Here is an 18,442-nt window from a genome sequence, read left to right as displayed (position 1 = left end):
CTGCTTAGCTCCCTCGGTAGTAGCGGTGCGGTACGAAAGGCATCGGCACGACTTCAGCCGGCAGACGCTTGTTGCGGACTTCGATTTCGACCTTGTTACCCTCGGTCGCATGTTCATTGGCGATATAGGCCATGGCAATCGGATAACCGAGCGTGGGCGAGAAGCCGCCGCTGGTCACACGGCCAATCTCGGCATCACCCACATGGACCGTGGCACCTTCGCGCGCGGGCATACGGCCTTCCAGCTGCAGGCCGATACGACGAACAGTGCCGCCATCGGCCAGTCGGGCGGCAATCGCTGCGTGCCCCATATAGCCGCCGGTTTCGCGGCGCTTCTTGGTCAAGGCAAAGGTCAGGTCGGCGCTGACGGGATCGGTGTCGAGATCGAGGTCGTGGCCATAGAGTGGAAGCCCCGCCTCTAGCCGCAGGCTGTCGCGCGCGCCGAGCCCGGCGGGATTGACCCGCGGGTCCGCCACCAGCGCATCGGCCAGCCTTTCAACATGGTCATTGTGGACCGAGATCTCGAACCCGTCCTCGCCGGTATAGCCTGCGCGGCTGACCCACAGCGGCGCACCGTCCCAGGTGAAGCCGCCAGAGGTCATGAATGTCAGTTCGGCTGTGCCCGGCACCAGCGCCTCGAGCACCTCGGCAGCCTTGGGGCCTTGCAGCGCCAACAATGCCTGGTCGTCGTAATGGGTCAGGGTAATTTCGTCGGGCAGGTGCTCGCGCAGGTGGGCAATGTCGTCCCATTTGCACGCGCCATTGACTACCAGCGCGATGTGCGGGCCGGTGTTGGTCACCATCAAATCGTCAATGATCCCGCCAGCCTCGGTCAGCAGCAGCGAGTAGCGCATCTTGCCCGGTTTCAGACTTTCAATCGCGCCGGGCAGCAGCTTTTCCAGCTCATGGGCTGCGTCCGGTCCGGTGACGGAAAGCTGGCCCATGTGGCTGACGTCGAACAGGCTGGCGCTGTCGCGGGTCCAGTTGTGCTCGGCAACGATCCCGCCGTGTTCACCGGTGTACTGGATCGGCATTTCATAGCCTGCGAAGGGCACCATTCGTGCGCCCTGCCGGCGATGCCAGCTATCGAGCGGCAGCGCGCCCAATTCCTCGGCCAGAATTTCGTCTTCGGTTTCGATTTCGCTCATTACAGTTCCCGACACGGCGACGCTTCGCATCGAAGCGCTGTTCCGCCCCCTCTGTCGGGAAACCTGAGAGCTTCATGGCTGCCGCAGCGGCACCCACTTCCCCCTTCGGTGGCCTCTCCCCGCGAGGGGGTCGGCGCTTTCCAGAGTGTCAACCGGTCCAGCGGTCCGTTTGCCTGAGAGTTTCCGGGGCGGTTGCTCCTTCGGCGCCGTGCATCGCTGCAAGGGCTCTCCCGCTGGTCCGTCCGGCAGAATCGTTTCCACCGAAAGACGAGTTTCGCATGGGCGAGAAAGATCAGTCGGTCAATGCGGCACGAAGTCCATTCAGCGGTTCAACCACAGCAGGTAGAGCGCCGAGGAAACTATCCACGCTCCGTCCATGGTCTTCAGCCGCCGCGCGCCCAGCCACAGCGCGATCGGTCGGGCGAGAAACCCGCCAAGTGCTGCGGCAGGACCGGCAAGTAGGACCACATTCCAATTGATCGTGCCGGCCTCGATATGCCAGATCGTGCCCGAAATGACGCTCACCGAGGAGATCAGGCAAGCCGCCCCGGTGCACAGCAGGACCGGGTAGTGCCGGATGAACAGATAGAGTGCGACCAGTTCGCCGATTCCGACCGAAAACAACGCGGTAAGCGCCCCGCCGGGTGCGGCAATCAGCATCAGCACCACGATATCAATTCGCTCGAGCCGGGCTTTCTCGGGACGCTGGCGGTTCACCGTCCATGTCGAAGCGATCAGTGCCAAGCCGAGCAGGATGGAAAACGCCTTGTAGCCCATCAGCACGGCATGCTGATCGAATGCCGTAGCGCGCTGCGTCAACAGCATGGCGGGCACGGAAATTGCCATCACCGATAACGCGACCAAGAAAAAATCACGCGGATGAACCATGGCGTGCAATGGTTCCGGATCGGGTTGGTGGTACAGCCGGTCGGTCCAACGCAGCGCGCCCATGGTCATACCGAAGCTTTGAATTGCCATGGATACGCCGACCACCTGCAGCGGCTGCAAATCCATGATCGCCAATTCGCGCAGCGCATTGAAAACGGGGACGAAGACCACGCCCCCGCCTGTGCCGGAGGTATTGGCAATGATCGCACCGACGATACCGACCCCGGGAAGGAACCACAGGTCGCGCATGAGCTCGGGGTCGAACGGGACCGCCAGAAGCAGCGCGGCATAGGCCAGCAGCATGATAGTGCCGCCGATCCATACCAGGCGTCCCTTAGGCAGGGAACTCATGAGAGGTTGGGTCGCAGCCATCGTTCAGCTGTTGCCAGGTCAACACCGCGGCGCTGAGCGTAGTCTTCCAACTGGTCGCGGCCGATCCGTGCGACCCCGAAATACTGGCTCTCGGGGTGGCCGAAATAAAAGCCGCTGACGGCCGAGGTCGGCCACATGGCGAAGCTCTCGGTCAGTGTCAGGCCGGCATTCCCCGGCGCATCGAGCAGGTCGAACAATATCGGCTTGAGCGAGTGGTCGGGACAGGCCGGATAGCCCGGCGCGGGCCGGATCCCGCGATACTGCTCCTTGATCAGCGCCTCGCTGGTCAGCTGTTCGCCCGGAGCATAGCCCCAGAGGTCGGTCCGCGCATGACGGTGCAGGGCTTCCGCAAACGCCTCGGCAAACCGGTCGGCCAGCGCCTTGAGCAAGATGTCGGAATAATCGTCCTTGTCGGCCTGGAAGCGTGCACTGTGCGGTTCGATGCCGTGGATTCCGACAGCAAATCCGCCGATCCAGTCGCCTGCCGGATCGATGAAGTCTGCGAGGCAGAAATTGGCGCGGTCCCGGCTCTTCTTCACCTGCTGGCGCAGGAACGGTAGCACCACGTGCTCACTGCCGTCCTTGCGATGAATGGTGACGTCGTCGCCATCGCGCGCGCACGGCCAAAAACCGCACACGCCCTTGGCCGTCAGCCATTTCTCATCGACGATCCGGTCCAGCATGGCCTGCGCGTCGGCAAACAGGCTGCGCGCGGCTTCGCCGACCACGTCATCATCGAGTATGCGCGGATAAGTGCCATGCAATTCCCAGGCACGGAAGAACGGGGTCCAGTCGATATATTCGCGCAAGTCGGCCAGCGACCAGTCCTCGAACACGTGCAGGCCCGGCTTTTCGGGTGGCGCGGCCTTGTCGCTCAAATATGCGTCGTAATAATTGGCCCGCGCTTCCTCGATGGTGAACAGCTCGCTCTGGCCCTTGCCCGCGCGAACATCGCGCACGTGCTGGTAGTCATCGGCAGTGGTCTGGATGAATTCATCCGCCTGCGTGTCCGACAGCAGCCTGCTGGCGACCCCGACTGCGCGGCTGGCGTCGAGAACGTGGATAACCGGGCCATCGTAGGCAGGATCGATCCGCAGCGCGGTGTGAACCTTGCTGGTGGTCGCCCCGCCAATCAGCAGCGGCATGGTCATCCCGGCGGTTTTCATTTCCTCCGCCACGGTCACCATTTCGTCGAGCGACGGGGTGATCAAGCCTGACAGCCCTATCATGTCGGCCTTGTGATCGTTCGCGGCCTTGAGGATATCCTGCCACGGAACCATCACGCCCAGGTCGATGACTTCATAGCCATTGCACTGCAGAACCACGCCGACGATGTTCTTGCCGATATCGTGGACGTCGCCCTTCACCGTGGCCATGATGATCGTGCCCTTGGCACGCGCGCCCTCGTCCTTCTCGGCCTCGATATAGGGGATCAGGTGGGCGACCGCCTTCTTCATCACGCGGGCAGATTTGACCACCTGCGGGAGAAACATCTTGCCGCTGCCGAACAGATCTCCGACCACGTTCATCCCGTCCATCAACGGGCCTTCGATCACCTCGATAGGCCGGCCGCCAGCCTCGGCGGTGCTAGCGCGCATTTCCTCGGTATCGGCAACAACATGGGCGTCAATGCCCTTGACCAGCGCATGTTCGAGCCGTTTTGCCACCGGCCAGCCGCGCCATTCCTCGGCCGCCTTCTCATCGGCCTTGGTCTGGCCGCGATAGCTTTCGGCAAGTGCGATCAACCGCTCGGTCGCGGAGGAATGTTCGCTGTCCGCAGGTGGAGGTCGCATCAGGATCACGTCCTCGCACGCGTCGCGCAAGGTGGGGTCGATATCGTCGTAAATGTCGAGTTGGCCGGCATTGACGATCGCCATGTCGAGCCCGGCGGGGATGGCGTGATAGAGGAACACCGAATGCATTGCCCGCCGCACTGTCTCGTTGCCACGGAAGCTGAATGAGAGGTTGGATAACCCGCCGCTGGTCTTGGCATGGGGACAGGCGGCCTTGATCTCGCGCACGGCTTCGAGAAAATCGAGGCCGTACCGGTCATGTTCTTCGATCCCCGTCGCCACGGCAAAGACGTTGGGGTCAAAGATGATGTCCTCGGGTGGAAAGCCGATGCCCGTCAGCAATTCATAAGCGCGCGAGCAGATGGCGACCTTGCGGTCCCGGCTATCGGCCTGGCCTTTCTCGTCGAACGCCATAACCACTACGGCAGCGCCATAGTCCATGCATTTACGGGCCTGTTCGAGAAACGGTGCCTCGCCTTCCTTCATGCTTATCGAATTGACGATCGGCTTGCCCGAAACGCATTTTAGCCCGGCCTCGATTACCTCCCACTTGGAACTGTCGATCATCACCGGCACGCGCGCAATATCGGGCTCGGCAGCGATTAGCTTGAGGAACGTCGTCATGGCGTGGACTGCATCGAGCAGGCCCTCGTCCATGTTGACGTCAATCACCTGCGCGCCGTTTTCAACCTGGCTGCGCGCGACCTCGACCGCAGCGGCATAGTCATCGGCCATGACGAGCTTCTTGAACCGTGCCGAACCGGTAACGTTGGTACGTTCGCCGATATTGACGAAACGGGCAGTCGAAATCTGGTTCATGTCAGGCAGCGATCGTAAAAGGTTCAAGGCCGGCCAGCCGCATTTCCGGCTCCGCAGCGGGTACGCGGCGTGGAGAAAGGTCCTTCACCGCATTGGCAATCCTGGCGATATGTTCGGGAGTCGATCCGCAACATCCACCCAGGATGTTCACATGCTCGTTCTCTGCCCATTGCCGCACCAACCGTGCGGTGGTCTCGGGCGCCTCGTCATATTCGCCCAGCTCATTGGGCAGGCCGGCATTGGGATAAGCCATGATCAGCGTATCGGCGACGCGCGAAAGCAGCTGAACATGCGGACGCAACTGCTCCGCGCCGAAGCTGCAGTTGAGACCGACCGTGATAGGACGGGCGTGACGCACGGCGTTCCAGAAAGCCTCGACCGTGTGGCCCGACAAATTGCGGCCAGAAAGATCGGTCAGTGTCATCGACAGCATGATCGGAATGTCCCGCTCCAGCTCGCGTTCGAGCTGGCGGACAGCGAAGATGCCGGCCTTGGCGTTGAGCGTATCGAAGATGGTCTCGATCAAGATGAAGTCAGCCCCGCCCTCTACCAGAGCAGCCGCCTGTTCGCGGTAGACGTCGGCCAGCCCGTCGAAATCGATTTCGCGATAGCCGGGGTCATCGACGTCGGGGCTGAGCGACAGCGTCTTGTTGGTAGGTCCGATGGCCCCGGCAACGAAGCGCGGGCGCCCGTCATATTCGGCATATTTGTCGGCCAGTTCGCGCGCGATCCGGGCCGAGGCGCGGTTGATGTCGCCGACTAGCGCTTCGGCGGCGTAATCGGCCTGGCTGATCCGGTTGGCGGAAAAGGTGTTGGTCGAAACGATATCTGCCCCGGCATCAAGATAGGCGCGGGTAATATCCTCGATCACGTCGGGCCGGGTCAGGGCCAGTATATCGTTATTGCCCTTCTGGTCCGCACCCAAGCCCAGGTCACCGGCATAGTCGGCCTCGCCCAGCTTGCGGTCCTGGATCTGCGTCCCGAAAGCACCGTCGAAGACGAGGACGCGCTTGGCCGTTTCGGCTTGCAATATCTCGCGTGCGGTCATGCCTTGTCCCCTTTGGGTCGCAGGCCGAGCATGTGGCAGATGGCATAGCTCAGTTCTGCCCGGTTGAGCGTGTAGAAATGAAACTGGCGCACGCCGCCAGCATACAGGCGGCGGCACAGTTCGGCGGTGATCGTGGCGCTGACCAGCTGGCGCGCGGCCGGTCGATCGTCGAGACCGTCGAACAGCCCCTCCATCCAGTCTGGGATGGCGGTGCCGCAAAGGCCCGACATGCGCTGGACCGCTGCGAAGCTGAGCACCGGCATGACGCCGGGCACGATCTCACCCTCGATCCCGGCGGCGGCGGCGCGGTCGCGAAATTCGAAGAAACACTCGGGATCGAAGAAAAATTGCGTAATCGCCCGGGTGGCACCAGCATCAAACTTGGCCTTGAGATTGGCGATATCGGACTGGGCATCGGGAGAATCCGGATGGACCTCCGGGTAAGCCGCGACCGAAATCTCAAAATCGGCGACCTGCTTCAGCCCGGCAATAAGTTCGACGGCATTGGCATAACCGCCGGGATGCGGGACATAGCGCGAGGCGCCGTCAGGCATATCGCCGCGCAAAGCGACGATGTGGCGGATGCCCTCTTCCCAATAGTGAAGCGCGACCTCGTCGACCTGTTCGCGGGTCGCATCGACGCAGGTCAGATGGGCAGCCGCCGGGATTCCTGCTTCGTTCTGTATCCGCACAACCTGTTCGTGCGTGCGTTCGCGCGTCGAGCCGCCTGCTCCATAGGTGACCGAGGCGAAGCGCGGACCGAGTGGACGCAAGGTCTCCACGCTCTGCCACAAAGTCTCGCCCATCTTCTCGGTCTTGGGCGGGAAGAATTCGAAACTGACATCGATATCGCCCGGCAGGCCGGAAAACAGCGGGGTTTCAAGTGCGCGCTGGGCTTCGCGCATCTGGCTCAACGTGGGGCTCATCGCGCGGTTTCCTTGGAACGCTTGGCAGGGGAACGGGAGGATTGCCGACCGAGCCAGACCTTGACCTCCAGTTGGCTGCCCTCGAGCGTGACGGGTTGGGTGGGCACGAAACCGGCCTGGCGCAGCAAATTACGCATCTGGCTATCGGAAAAGCCGAGCCGGACATGCTGGAATCGCTCACGCAATTCCTCATGTGTGTGCGCAGCAAAGTCGACGATGGCGATTCGGCCGCCATCTCTCAGCACCCGCGCCGCTTCGGCCAGCGCGCGTTCGGGTTCAGGGGCATAGTGCAGGACCTGGTGCAGCAGCACCGTGTCGAACCGATCATCTTCAAAGGGCAGGCCGTAGAAATCGCCCTGGACCAGCTCGATCCTGTCGGCCGGAAGGTGTTGCAGTTTGGCGCGGGCCACTCGAAGCATGTCGAGGCTCTTGTCGAGCGCTACCACGTGGTCCGCGCCGGTGCCGAACAGCTCAGCCATACGTCCCGTGCCCGTGCCGATATCGAGCAATGTGCCGAGCGGCTCGTCGCCAAGCGCTTCGACCAGCGCGCTTTCGACTGCTGCATCAGGCGTGTGCAGGCTGCGCAGGTCGTCCCATTCCTCGGCATGGCTAGCAAACCAGTCTGCTGCGCCGGCTTCACGCGCCTGCCGGATCGCTGCAAGGTGCTGGCGATCCTGCTCGCATTGACGGCGGAACAGTTCGTCATCGTTCTCGGCGGCGGAAAGGATCCTGGCTACCGCGCAGCCTATCTCGCCGCTGGCCTCGTCCGCCAGCCTGGTGCGCAGAAAAACCCAGCTGCCCTCGCGCCGACGCTCGGCCAGCTCGGCATCGCACAGGATGGCAACATGACGAGAAACCCGCGGCTGGCTTTGACCGAGTACCTGGGCCAGCTCGCCCACGGCCAGTTCCATCGTGCCCAGCAGCCGCATGATCCTGAGCCGGGTCTGGTCCGCAAGGGCGCGCATGGTGGTTTCAAGGTTCATCGGCAATCGACATATAAAGATATCGTTATATGTGCAAGTCTATTGCGCGGCTTTCGCGCCGGTCAGCGCAATGTTACGCCGCAACGCCCTGAAGGAGAGCATTGGATGCAATATACCCAGTTTGGCAACACCGGCCTCACCGTCTCGCGCCTGTGCCTGGGCTGCATGAGTTTTGGCGATGCGGAAGCGGAAGGACACGACTGGACCCTGAGCGAGGCGGAGTCGCGGCCCTTCTTCAAACAGGCGCTCGAGGCGGGGATCAATTTCTTCGACACCGCCAATGCCTATTCCGGCGGGACGAGCGAGGAGATCACCGGCAAATTGCTGCGCGAGATGTCGCATCGAGATGAGATCGTCATTGCCACCAAGGGTTTCTTTCGCTGGCGCCAAGCGCCCAACACCGGCGGCCTTTCGGCCAAGGCGCTGATCCACGCTGTCGACGACAGCCTCCGCCGGCTCGGTACCGACTATATCGACCTTTACCAAATCCACCGGCTCGACCCGCTGACGCCGATGGAAGAGATTGTCGAGACGCTCGACGGCATCGTTCGCAGCGGCAAGGTCCGGTATGTCGGCGCGTCGAGCATGTATGCGTGGCAGTTCCAGAAACTGCTCCACATCGCCGAGAAGGGCGGTTTCAAGAAGTTCGTCTCGATGCAGAATTACGTGAACCTGCTTTATCGCGAAGAAGAGCGCGAGATGCTGCCGTTGTGCCGTGACTACGGTATCGCGGTGATGCCGTGGAGCCCGCTGGCTCGCGGCAAACTGGCTCGCCCACCCGAGGCGGACACGACCCGCCGGTCTGACACCGACCGGCTGATCCCTGCTCTGTATGGTCGCACCGAAAAAGCCGACCGGGCGGTGATTGAGGCAGTCCAAGTAGTCGCCAAGGCACGCAACATACCGATGGCGCAGGTGGCGCTTGCCTGGGTGTTGCAAAAGGATGGCATAACCAGTCCGATCGTGGGCGCCACCAAGACCAAACACATCGACGACGCGGTGGCCGCGCTCGACGTGACACTAACGCCCGATGAGACCGCGACACTCGAGCAAAGTTACGTGCCGCATGAAGTAACCGGAATGTTCGCCATGCCGCCAGGCGACTTGCAGGTCTCGGTCAAGAGCCGATGACCTTCAGTCTACGTGGCATGCCTCTCGCCAGCGGCTGACCGACGACCGGCAATCACGCGCGTGACGCTTCGGCAAGGCAGCTAGTTGCGCACCCGGTCCGGTATGGCGACATCCTCGAGTGCGCTGGCATCATCAAGCGCGACATCACGTGCAGGAATGACGGTCAGCTCGCCGTTGGTTTCAAGGATGACCCAATTCGCGCCGGCATCATCGTGAATACCTTCACGGCGCAGCGCGGCGCGGATTTCGGCCTCGGATATTCGCGCTTCGTCCATTGCCTCGCGCAGGAAGTCGCCCTTGTGGGTCAGCAGGGCCGGTTGCGCCTTTACGACCCTGGATCCGAGCTCGGTCTTGCGGACCCAGAATGTGGCGAGATACTGGCAAGCCGCAATTACGAGGATCGCCAGAACCGCGTCCAGGGTTGCCACATTCTTGAGCAGTATCCCGCTCGCCGCGAGGCTCCCGACAGCGATATTGATGATCCAGTCGAAATTATTGAACTGGCTCGTTGACCGCTTTCCGACGATACGGACAAGGGCCACGATCAGGACGAAAAACAGCACTGCATTGAGCGAGATTTCGATCATCCGCGGCCAGCCGGACCAAAGGTTGATCGCTTCAGGCATCGGTGGTCACCTGGTAATCGATAGGCTTAAACGAGCCCCCGTTCGATGCGTAGGCGGAACAAGCCGTCAAGCCGATTACCAAGTCCATTTCGGCGCGCAGGGTGATTGTATCTCCGGCCTTGCTGGGCGGGGGATTGACCCTCAGAACCCCGCTTTTGGTATCGACCGGCACGTTCATGAAAACATTGAAAGCCGTCGGGATCATGTCTTCCTCGACGCCGTAGGGGGCCAGTACCGCAGCCAGATTTCCGAAACACCCGCGATGCTCGGGCTTGTCAGGATAGAAATGGCGGAAGGTGGCTCTACTGCAGGGTGTTAAAAGGAAATCGTGCACGCCAACCGTGTCCTCGATGATGGTCAGCATCACGTTGGAACGGTTCGACCACAGCCGGTTGCCGGTCGTCAGCTTGATCGTTTCTTCGTAGTCGAAGGTTCGGCCGTTCGAGATCACCTCGCGCACGTCGTCCAGCTTGTAAGCGACCATATCCGACACTTGCTGTCCTTGCGGATCGCTGACCTGCAAAGTCTCTCCTGCGCGCAGTTCGAATGCGACGCCCGAACGTGGTTCTATCCGCTTCACGATTTGTTCTTGCGGGGATCGTGGAACGGGCAGCTCCAATCCTCGCCCACTTGGCGCCCGCTATACTGCCGCGCTTCGCTTGACTCGCCATGCCGCGAGAGCATCGGGTTGATGTCTCCGGCAAGCTCGCGGTCCCGATCGAGAATGCGTTCGCGCATCCGTTCATACCGCCCTGCCTCGCGCAATTGCTCGAACTGGTCGTGGAGGTTGAACACCAGCGTGGGATATTGCGTGCGCCGCGCGGGCCGCGATGCTTGCGGGTGCATACCGACAACGAAATAGGCAGCTCCCCCAAAGCTGAGCGAGAAATGCGGGCTACCCGGGTCGCTGCTGACAGCGTTGTCGTAATCCTGTCCGCGCCAGGCGTCTTTGTGCGCAAGGGATTGCAGCCGCTCCCACAGCGCCGTCTCGAAATCGCCTTCGTCGAGGCTCTCGGGACCCTGGAAGATCACCGCGAAGCTGCGCAGCCCTTCCGGGTCGCGTCGATAGTTATAACTCCACTGCAACAGCCGGTCGTGAATCTCGACATCGTCCCACCCGCTTGTCAGCGACCAGCCGCAATAGACTTCGAGTGTTTCCCGGGCGAGTGCCGACTTCGCACCGACACAGGGAAAGTCCAGTTGACGGATGTGGTCTTTGAACGACGCAATCATTGCCTCGCGGTCGATCGCCATCGGCCGATCGGCGGTGAGGGTTCCGGTTTGGGTTTGCATGACCGCTTAACGCGCGACCCGCAAAAACGCTCCGAGGACAGATAAATTTCTACCGCCCTCTCAGTCGGAGGAGGTTACCCATCTTTGGGACAGAATTCTCGACCCGAAATGGGCCTGACTAGCCTGGCAAGACCGCGACAGCCTGGATCTCCACTTTGGCCCGCCGCTCCACGAGCCGCCCCACCTCGACCACCGCCATGGCGGGAAAATGCTTGCCGATGACGGCGCGATAGGCCCGGCCGATATCTTTCATCTGCGCGGTGTATTCCTCGAGATCGGTCATAAACCAGGTCATCGAGACGACATGTTCGGGCTTTCCGCCCGCTTCCTCGACCACCGCAACGATGTTTTCCAGCGTCTGGCGAACCTGCTCGGCAAGATCGTCGCTTTCGAACTGCTGCTGCGCGTTCCACCCGATCTGGCCGCCCAGATAGAGCGTGCGGCCTGATGCCGCCACGCCGTTGGCATAGCCGATCGCCGGCGCCCAGCCTGCAGGGTGTATCGTTTCATGCATGGTCTCTTTCCTATCAACCTTCGCGCAGGCGGAACCGCTGGATCTTCCCGGTCGTGGTCTTGGGCAAGGCATCGACAAACACCACCGAGCGCGGATATTTATACGGCGCGATGCTCGACTTCACGTGGTTCTGCAACCGTTCGACGGTCGCATCGTCTCGCGCCACATCGGCGGCGAGGACAACATGCGCTTCGACCAGTTGACCGCGCTCCTCGTCGATGGCTCCGATCACCGCGCATTCGGCGACATCCGGATGCGCCAGAAGCGCAGCCTCAACTTCGGGCCCGGCGATATTGTAGCCTGCAGAGATTATCATGTCGTCCGAGCGAGCGGCGAAGTGGAACCGTCCGTCTTCGCCCTGTCGGAAGCTGTCCCCGGTGAGATTCCAGCCGTCGCGCACATAATCCTGCTGGCGCGGATCGGCGAGATAGCGGCACCCGGTTGGGCCACGGACGGCGAGGCGGCCGATTTCGCCTTGTGGAACGTCCTGCATATCGTCGTCGACGACACGTGCTTCGTAGCCTGATACGGGCCGCCCGGTGCAAGCGGGCGCGCGATCATCAGGGCGATTGGTAATGAAAATATGCAGCAATTCGGTCGAGCCGATCCCGTCAAGGATCGGCTTACCCGTCTTGCGCTCCCATTCCTCGTAAACCGGCGCGGGTAGCGTCTCGCCCGCCGACACGGCCAACCGGAGCGAAGAAAGATCGGCTCCCTCATCCATTGCAGCGAGCATGGCCCGGTAGGCGGTCGGTGCTGTAAAACTGATAGTGGCACGGTGGTTTTCTATCAGTTCGACCATGTTGGCGGGGCTCGCCTGTTCGAGCAGCGCTGCCGCAGCGCCGAAGCGCAGCGGGAAAATCGCCAGCCCCCCGAGCCCGAAAGTGAAAGCAAGCGGTGGAGAACCCACGAAGATATCGTCGGGCACCACGCCGAGCACGTCCTTCGCATAGCCATCGGCGATGACCAGCAGATCGCGATGGAAATGCATCGTCGCCTTTGGCTCGCCCGTGGTGCCCGAAGTGAAGCCGAGCAGCGCGACGTCGTCCTGCGACGTGTCTGCCGCCTCGAATTGTACGGGTTTAGACAAGGCGATCCGGTCGAGCTCGGCATCGTGATTGGCGGTGCCATCAAACCCGACGACTTTCTGAAGGAAACGCGAATCCTTGGCGCAGGCGACCATTTCGTCGAGACTGCGCGTGTCGCATAGAGCGAGGCTGACCTCAGCCTTGTCGACGATCTTGCAAAGCTCGCCCGCACGCAGCATCGGCATGGTGTTGACCGCCACCGCCCCCGCCTTGGTCGCCGCGAGCCAGCAGGCCACCAGCGCCGGATTGTTGGGTCCGCGGATCAGTACCCTGTTGCCCGGCACCACGCCGTAATCCTCGACCAGCGCATGCGCGATGCGGTTCGACCAGTCGGCAAGTTCCTTGTAAGTCCGCGCCCGGCCATTGCCGATCAGTGCGATCCGGTCGCCGTGGCCCGCCTCCACCAGCCGGTCGCACAATTCGACCCCGGCGTTGAGCCGTTCGGGATAGTCGAAGCCATCGAGCAGCAGCTCGGGCCATCGATCGAACGGCGGCAGATTGTCGCGCGCGAATGGGTCGTCGTGACCGGAAGGGAGGAGCTTCACGATCAATCGCCCTCGAACACCGGGGTTTCCTTGGCCGCAAAGGCTTCAAAGGCGCGGCGGAAATCCTTGGTCGCCATGCAGATCGCCTGCGCCTGCGCTTCCATCTCGATCGCCGTGTCGATCCCGACGTTCCATTCATGCGCCAGCTGCGTCTTGGTGATACCATGCGCGAATGTCGGGCCGGAAGCCAGCGAGCGAGCCAGCCTGTCCGCTTCGTCCTTCAAGGCGCCAGCATCGACCAATCGGTTGTGGAATCCCCAGCGCTCGCCTTCCTCGGCACTCATCACCCGTCCGGTATAGAGCAATTCGGACGCCCGTCCCTGCCCGATGATGCGTGGCAGGATGGCGCAGGCTCCCATGTCGCATCCCGCCAGGCCGACGCGGGTAAACAGGAACGCGGTTTTCGTGGCCGGTGTCGCCAGCCTCATGTCGCTTGCCATCGCCATGATCGCGCCCGCCCCGACGCACACCCCGTCGAGAGCGGCGACGATCGGCTGCGGACAGCCGCGCATCGCCTTCACCAAATCGCCGGTCATACGGGTGAATTCGAGCAATTGCGGCATGGCCATTTCGGTCAGCGGGCCGATAATCTCGTGCACGTCGCCACCTGAAGAGAAATTGCCGCCCGCGCCGGTGACGACCACCACCTTCACATCCGTTGCATAATTGAGCGCGCGGAATGTATCGCGCAATTCGGCGTAGCTTTCGAAGGTGAGCGGGTTCTTGCGGTCGGGTCGGTTGAGCGTGATCGTGGCGACGCCATCGGCGAAATCCCACAGGAAATGCTCGGGGGAATAGTTCTCGGGGGTCATGCGATCTCCACTGTTTCGCCGCTGCGGGCGGGCTGAATGAATTCTACCAAGGTTTCGCTCATGCCTTGAACTCCTCGGCAGCGAGACGCTCTTTCTCGGCGAGCCGGTAAAGCTGGTCGCGGCCGGCGAGATAGGGGTCGGGCCAGGCCACCGAAGTATCTCCGAGCCCGGCGGCGGCATGCAGCGTCCAGTAGGGATCGCTGAGATGCGGGCGCGCGAGGCAGACGAGGTCGGCGCGGCCTGCCAGCAGGATCGAGTTCACATGGTCGGGCTCGTATATATTGCCCACCGCCATTGTCGCCATGCCGGTTTCGTTGCGGATACGGTCGGAAAACGGCGTCTGGAACATGCGCCCATAGACCGGCTGCGCCCGGGTCGAGGTCTGACCGGCGGAAACGTCGCAGATATCGACGCCCGCTTCCCGCAGCAATTCAGCGATTCCGACGGCCTCATCGGGCGTCACGCCATCCTCCCCAACCCAATCGTTGGCAGAGATGCGCACCGCGATTGGCTTGTCCTCCGGCCACACGGCGCGCACCGCGCTAAACACTTCCAGCGGGTAGCGCATGCGGTTTTCCAGGCTACCGCCATATTCGTCTTCGCGCCGGTTAGTCAGCGGGGTGATAAAGCTCGACAGCAGATAGCCGTGCGCCATGTGCAGTTCGATCATGTCGAAGCCTGCGCGCTCTGCCATCTGCGCAGCCCCGACGAATTGGTCGCGCACGCGATCCATGTCGGCCCGCTCCATGGCCTTGGGCACCTGGTTGCGCTCCGACCACGGCACGGCGGAAGCGGCGATCAGCGGCCAATTATCATCCACGAGCGGCGCGTCCATTTCCTCCCAGCCGAGCTGGGTCGATCCCTTCGGACCGGCATGGCCAAGCTGCGCGCAGACCTTCGCTCCGGTTTCGGCATGGATGAAGTCGGTCAGCCGCTTCCACGCCGCCTCATGTTCGGGCGCGTAGAGGCCAGGGCATCCCGGCGTGATCCGGGCATCGGCAGCGACGCAGGTCATCTCGATATAAACCAGTCCGGCACCGCCCTTGGCGCGCTCGGCATAATGGGCGAAGTGCCAGTCGGTCGGGCAGCCGTCGATCGCCTTGTACTGCGCCATAGGTGACACGACGACGCGATTGGCCAGCTGGAGGCTGCGCAGGCGAAACGGCGCGAACATCGGGGCGCGAGCGGAATTGCTCCCCGCCTGGCGATGGAACCACCCTTCCGCCTCGCCCAGCCACTTGCCATCGCGCAGCCGCAGGTTCTCATGGCTGATACGCTGCGAGCGGGTCAGCAGCGAATAGGCGAACTGCACCGGTTCGAGCGTGAGATACCGCTCCACTTCCTCGAACCACTCGCACGAATTGCGCGCCGCGGACTGGAGCTTGAGCACTTCGACCCGACGCTCCTCCTCGTAGGCCTGGAATGCGCTTTCTCGATCGGGCTTGTCCTGGAGCAGATCGGCCAGCGCAATCGCGCTTTCCATCGCTAGTTTGGTGCCCGAGCCGATCGAGAAATGCGCTGTCGCTGCTGCATCTCCGAGCAGGACCAGGTTTTCGTGGTGCCAGCGCTCGCACAGGACCCGCGGGAAGTTGAGCCAGCCCCCGCCCCTCAGGTGCCTGGCATTGGAGATCAGCGCGTGCCCACCGAGATGATCTGCAAAGATGGACTCGCAGGCGGCGACCGATTGATCCCGGTCCATTTCGCCAAAGCCGGAAGCGTTCCAGGTCTCTTCCCTGCATTCGACGATGAACGTCGCCGTGTCACTGTCGAACTGGTAGGCATGGGCCCAGACCCAGCCATGTTCGGTTTTCTCGAAGATGAAGGTGAAGGCGTCGTCGAATTTCTGGTGCGTGCCGAGCCAGACGAACTTGTTGGTTCGCACATCGATCTCGGGACAGAAGATGTCCGCAAATTGTTCACGCGTCCTCGAGTTGACCCCGTCGGCGGCGATGACAAGGTCATAGTCGCGCATTAATACGGCGACATCGTCCACCTCGGTTTCAAAATCGATCGATACGCCCAGCCCGACTGCCCGCTCCTGCAATATTGCCAACAGCCTTCGTCGCCCGATGCCGCAGAAGCCGTGTCCGGTCGACACGATACGGCTGTCGCCGCGCACCACTGCGATATCGTCCCAATAGGCAAAATCGGCACGGATCGCGTCGGCGCTGTCGGCATCGTTGGCGGCGAGGTTCTCGAGCGTCTCTTCTGACAGCACCACGCCCCAGCCGAAAGTGTCGTCGGGCCGGTTGCGTTCGAACACGGTGATCGCGCAATCCGGTTGACGCAGCTTGAGGCTTATCGCGGCATAGAGCCCTGCCGGGCCCCCACCGCAGATCGCGACCTTTCTCATTTTTCTCAGCCCACTCTCCACGTCGACATGAGTGACCGCAGGCTGAATCTATTTCAAGACCAATCGGCTTTCTCGTCGATCTTTGGGCAGGAAGAATGATCGCAGTGCCTGCATCTCGGCGAGCGGGTCGAGCCAAGTTCGCCGTCCTCGGGGGGGGCGCTCCGGGGACAATAGCTCTACCCTTGCTCGATTTCCTCTAAAGCCGCAGCGGCCGCCAGCCAATTTTCTTCCGAGCCTGCCAGGGTGTCGGCGGCCTCGGCCCGCGCCTTGAGGAGGTCCTGCATCTTCGCGCTGTCCGGCCCGGCGTTGCCGCTGGTGCTTTCGAGGATCAGGCGGTCGAGCTTTTTGATTTCATCTGTCAGGCGCGCGATCGCTTCTTCGGTCTTTGCAAACTCCGCTTTTGCGCTGCGCAGTTGCGCCGGGTTATTCGCCTGGCCTGCGCCGCGCGGCTTCCCGGCCTTGCCGCCCCGGTCGCCCTTGGGCTGTCTGCGGCCCAGCACGAAGTCGATGTAATCATCCATGCTGCCCGCATATTCGCGGGCCGTTCCGCTATCGACCAGAACCAGCCGGTCAGCCGTCAGTTCGACCATGTGCCGATCATGACTGATGAGGATCACGGCGCCGGAATAGTCGTTCAGCGCCTGGATTAGCGCCTCGCGCGCATCGACGTCCAAGTGGTTAGTCGGCTCGTCGAGGATCAGCAGGTGCGGCGCGTCGCGGGTGATCAGAGCCAGCGCCAGCCGTGCACGCTCCCCGCCTGAGAGCTTGTCCACCCGGGTCTGCGCACGCGAACCCGAGAAGCCGAACCGTCCCAGTTGCGCGCGTATCGCGCCCTGCGACTGGCCCTCCATCGCGCGGTTCATGAGGTCCAGCGGGGTGTCTTCGCCGGCCAGTTCCTCGACCTGGTATTGCGTGAAATAGCCCACCTTCAGCTTGCCGGGCGCGTTCATCTCGCCTTCTGCCGGGGCCAGTTGCGAGGCCAGCAGCCGCGCCAGCGTGGTCTTGCCATTGCCGTTGCGGCCCAGCAGCGCGATCCGGTCATCGGCTTCGATGCGGAAATTCAACCGCCGCAGGACCGGCGGCGCTTCGCCATAGCCCACCGCCGCATGCTCAAGCGTGATCATCGGCGATCGCAGTTCTGCGGGATCGGGAAAGTCGAAGCTTAGCGTCGGGTCTTCCATAAGCGCCGCGATGGGTTGCATCCTCGCCAGCATCTTGGCCCGCGATTGCGCTTGCTTGGCAGTCGAGGCGCGCGCGCTGTTGCGGGCGACGTAATCCTGCAGCCGCGCTCGCTGTGCATCCTGTGAAGCCTTTGCCGAGGCCAGTTGCGCCGCGCGCTCGGCCCGCTGTTTCTCGAACGCATCGTACCCCCCCGGATACAGCGTCAACTGGCCACCCTGCAGGTGGAGGATGTGGTCGACCACCTTGTTCAGCAGGTCGCGTTCATGGCTGATCACCACCAGCGTTGCCGGATAGGATCGGAGGAAATTCTCGAGCCACAGCGTCGCTTCCAGATCGAGGTGATTGGACGGTTCGTCGAGCAGGAGAATGTCGGGCTCGGAAAATAGCAACGCACCCAAAGCGATGCGCATTTTCCACCCGCCGGAGAAGGTCTCCACTGGGCGCTGCTGCATCTCTTCATCGAAACCCAGACCGTTGAGGATCTTGGCCGCGCGTGCCGGTGCGCTGTAGGCATCGATCGCCAGCAGGCGTTCGTGCACATCACCCATCCGGTCCATATCGGTGCAGGTTTCCAGCTCCGCCAGCAATTGCGCACGCTCTGTTGCAGAAGCCAGCACGACTTCCTCCGGCGTCATTGTGCCGCTGGGCGTTTCCTGCGCAATATAGCCGATCCGAGCGCGCGAGGGCTTGGTGATTTCGCCTGCGTCGGGCTCGATCTCACCGATCAGCGCTTTCATCAGCGTGGACTTGCCTGCGCCGTTGCGTCCGATCAGGCCGACGCGAGCACCCACCGGTACCGTCGCGGTGGCACGTTCGAGAATAGGCCGGCCGCCAAGCCGCACTGTGACACCGTCGATGGTAAGCATGCGCGGCCCCTTAACAGCCTATCGCGCCGCGCCCAAAGGAATTCCCGGCCCGGTGG

At 62.4% G+C, this 18,442-nt stretch carries 15 protein-coding genes and 1 riboswitch; of the genes, 1 reads left to right on the top strand and 14 read right to left on the bottom strand.

Annotation, left to right across the window (positions count from 1 at the left end):
* Nucleotides 1-4: 4 nt before the first annotated feature.
* The 6 genes from gcvT to ACXYL9_RS04155 form a co-directional block, all read right to left on the bottom strand.
* The gene (gene gcvT / locus ACXYL9_RS04180) at nucleotides 5-1,147 is read right to left on the bottom strand and encodes a glycine cleavage system aminomethyltransferase GcvT (protein WP_459038327.1); all 1,143 of its coding nucleotides are present in this window, start codon (nucleotides 1,145-1,147) and stop codon (nucleotides 5-7) included.
* Between the two features lie 151 nt (nucleotides 1,148-1,298).
* Nucleotides 1,299-1,390, bottom strand: a riboswitch (glycine riboswitch).
* Nucleotides 1,391-1,468: 78 nt separating this feature from the next.
* The gene (locus ACXYL9_RS04175; RefSeq protein WP_459038326.1) at nucleotides 1,469-2,386 is read right to left on the bottom strand and encodes a sulfite exporter TauE/SafE family protein; all 918 of its coding nucleotides are present in this window, start codon (nucleotides 2,384-2,386) and stop codon (nucleotides 1,469-1,471) included.
* The gene (gene metH, locus ACXYL9_RS04170; RefSeq protein WP_459038325.1) at nucleotides 2,383-5,019 is read right to left on the bottom strand and encodes a methionine synthase; all 2,637 of its coding nucleotides are present in this window, start codon (nucleotides 5,017-5,019) and stop codon (nucleotides 2,383-2,385) included. The genes ACXYL9_RS04175 and metH overlap by 4 nt, the downstream gene beginning before the upstream one ends.
* Nucleotide 5,020: 1 nt before the next feature.
* The gene (locus ACXYL9_RS04165; RefSeq protein WP_459038324.1) at nucleotides 5,021-6,067 is read right to left on the bottom strand and encodes a homocysteine S-methyltransferase family protein; all 1,047 of its coding nucleotides are present in this window, start codon (nucleotides 6,065-6,067) and stop codon (nucleotides 5,021-5,023) included.
* Nucleotides 6,064-6,993, bottom strand: a complete 930-nt coding sequence (gene metF / locus ACXYL9_RS04160) for a methylenetetrahydrofolate reductase [NAD(P)H] (RefSeq protein WP_459038323.1) — start codon at nucleotides 6,991-6,993, stop codon at nucleotides 6,064-6,066. Before metF ends, ACXYL9_RS04165 begins: the two co-directional genes overlap by 4 nt.
* A complete protein-coding gene (locus tag ACXYL9_RS04155; protein ID WP_459038322.1) occupies nucleotides 6,990-7,976 on the bottom strand; it encodes an ArsR/SmtB family transcription factor in 987 nt (328 codons plus the stop codon). Before ACXYL9_RS04155 ends, metF begins: the two co-directional genes overlap by 4 nt.
* A 105-nt stretch (nucleotides 7,977-8,081) precedes the next feature.
* Between ACXYL9_RS04155 and ACXYL9_RS04150 the strand changes: the two genes are divergently transcribed.
* A complete protein-coding gene (locus ACXYL9_RS04150) occupies nucleotides 8,082-9,107 on the top strand; it encodes an aldo/keto reductase (protein WP_459038321.1) in 1,026 nt (341 codons plus the stop codon).
* 80 nt (nucleotides 9,108-9,187) lie between these two features.
* Here ACXYL9_RS04150 and ACXYL9_RS04145 read toward each other — a convergent pair whose 3' ends face one another.
* The 8 genes from ACXYL9_RS04145 to ACXYL9_RS04110 all read right to left on the bottom strand — a co-directional run bounded on the left by ACXYL9_RS04145 (nucleotide 9,188) and on the right by ACXYL9_RS04110 (nucleotide 18,386).
* On the bottom strand, nucleotides 9,188-9,733 hold the full coding sequence (locus ACXYL9_RS04145) for a DUF421 domain-containing protein (protein ID WP_459038320.1): 546 nt from the start codon (nucleotides 9,731-9,733) through the stop codon (nucleotides 9,188-9,190).
* Nucleotides 9,726-10,313, bottom strand: a complete 588-nt coding sequence (locus tag ACXYL9_RS04140; protein ID WP_459038319.1) for a DUF1989 domain-containing protein — start codon at nucleotides 10,311-10,313, stop codon at nucleotides 9,726-9,728. The genes ACXYL9_RS04145 and ACXYL9_RS04140 overlap by 8 nt, the downstream gene beginning before the upstream one ends.
* A complete protein-coding gene (gene gntA / locus ACXYL9_RS04135; RefSeq protein WP_459039855.1) occupies nucleotides 10,310-10,987 on the bottom strand; it encodes a guanitoxin biosynthesis heme-dependent pre-guanitoxin N-hydroxylase GntA in 678 nt (225 codons plus the stop codon). Before gntA ends, ACXYL9_RS04140 begins: the two co-directional genes overlap by 4 nt.
* 157 nt (nucleotides 10,988-11,144) lie before the next feature.
* On the bottom strand, nucleotides 11,145-11,540 hold the full coding sequence (locus ACXYL9_RS04130) for a RidA family protein (protein WP_459038318.1): 396 nt from the start codon (nucleotides 11,538-11,540) through the stop codon (nucleotides 11,145-11,147).
* Nucleotides 11,541-11,553: 13 nt separating this feature from the next.
* Complete coding sequence (locus tag ACXYL9_RS04125) at nucleotides 11,554-13,173, bottom strand: benzoate-CoA ligase family protein (RefSeq protein WP_459038317.1); 1,620 nt, start codon at nucleotides 13,171-13,173, stop codon at nucleotides 11,554-11,556.
* Nucleotides 13,174-13,175: 2 nt separating this feature from the next.
* Nucleotides 13,176-13,985, bottom strand: coding sequence for an enoyl-CoA hydratase family protein (locus ACXYL9_RS04120; RefSeq protein WP_459038316.1), 810 nt, complete (start codon nucleotides 13,983-13,985; stop codon nucleotides 13,176-13,178).
* Between the two features lie 58 nt (nucleotides 13,986-14,043).
* Entirely contained in the window at nucleotides 14,044-16,338 is a 2,295-nt protein-coding gene (locus tag ACXYL9_RS04115) for a bifunctional salicylyl-CoA 5-hydroxylase/oxidoreductase (protein ID WP_459038315.1), read from the bottom strand.
* Nucleotides 16,339-16,514: 176 nt separating this feature from the next.
* A complete protein-coding gene (locus tag ACXYL9_RS04110) occupies nucleotides 16,515-18,386 on the bottom strand; it encodes an ABC-F family ATP-binding cassette domain-containing protein (protein ID WP_459038314.1) in 1,872 nt (623 codons plus the stop codon).
* Nucleotides 18,387-18,442: the final 56 nt, after the last annotated feature.

It is taken from the genome of Qipengyuania sp. CAU 1752 (genome assembly GCF_054482615.1).
The sequence above is the reverse complement of the archived record's forward strand: the minus strand, read 5'-3'. Positions and strand labels throughout refer to the sequence as shown.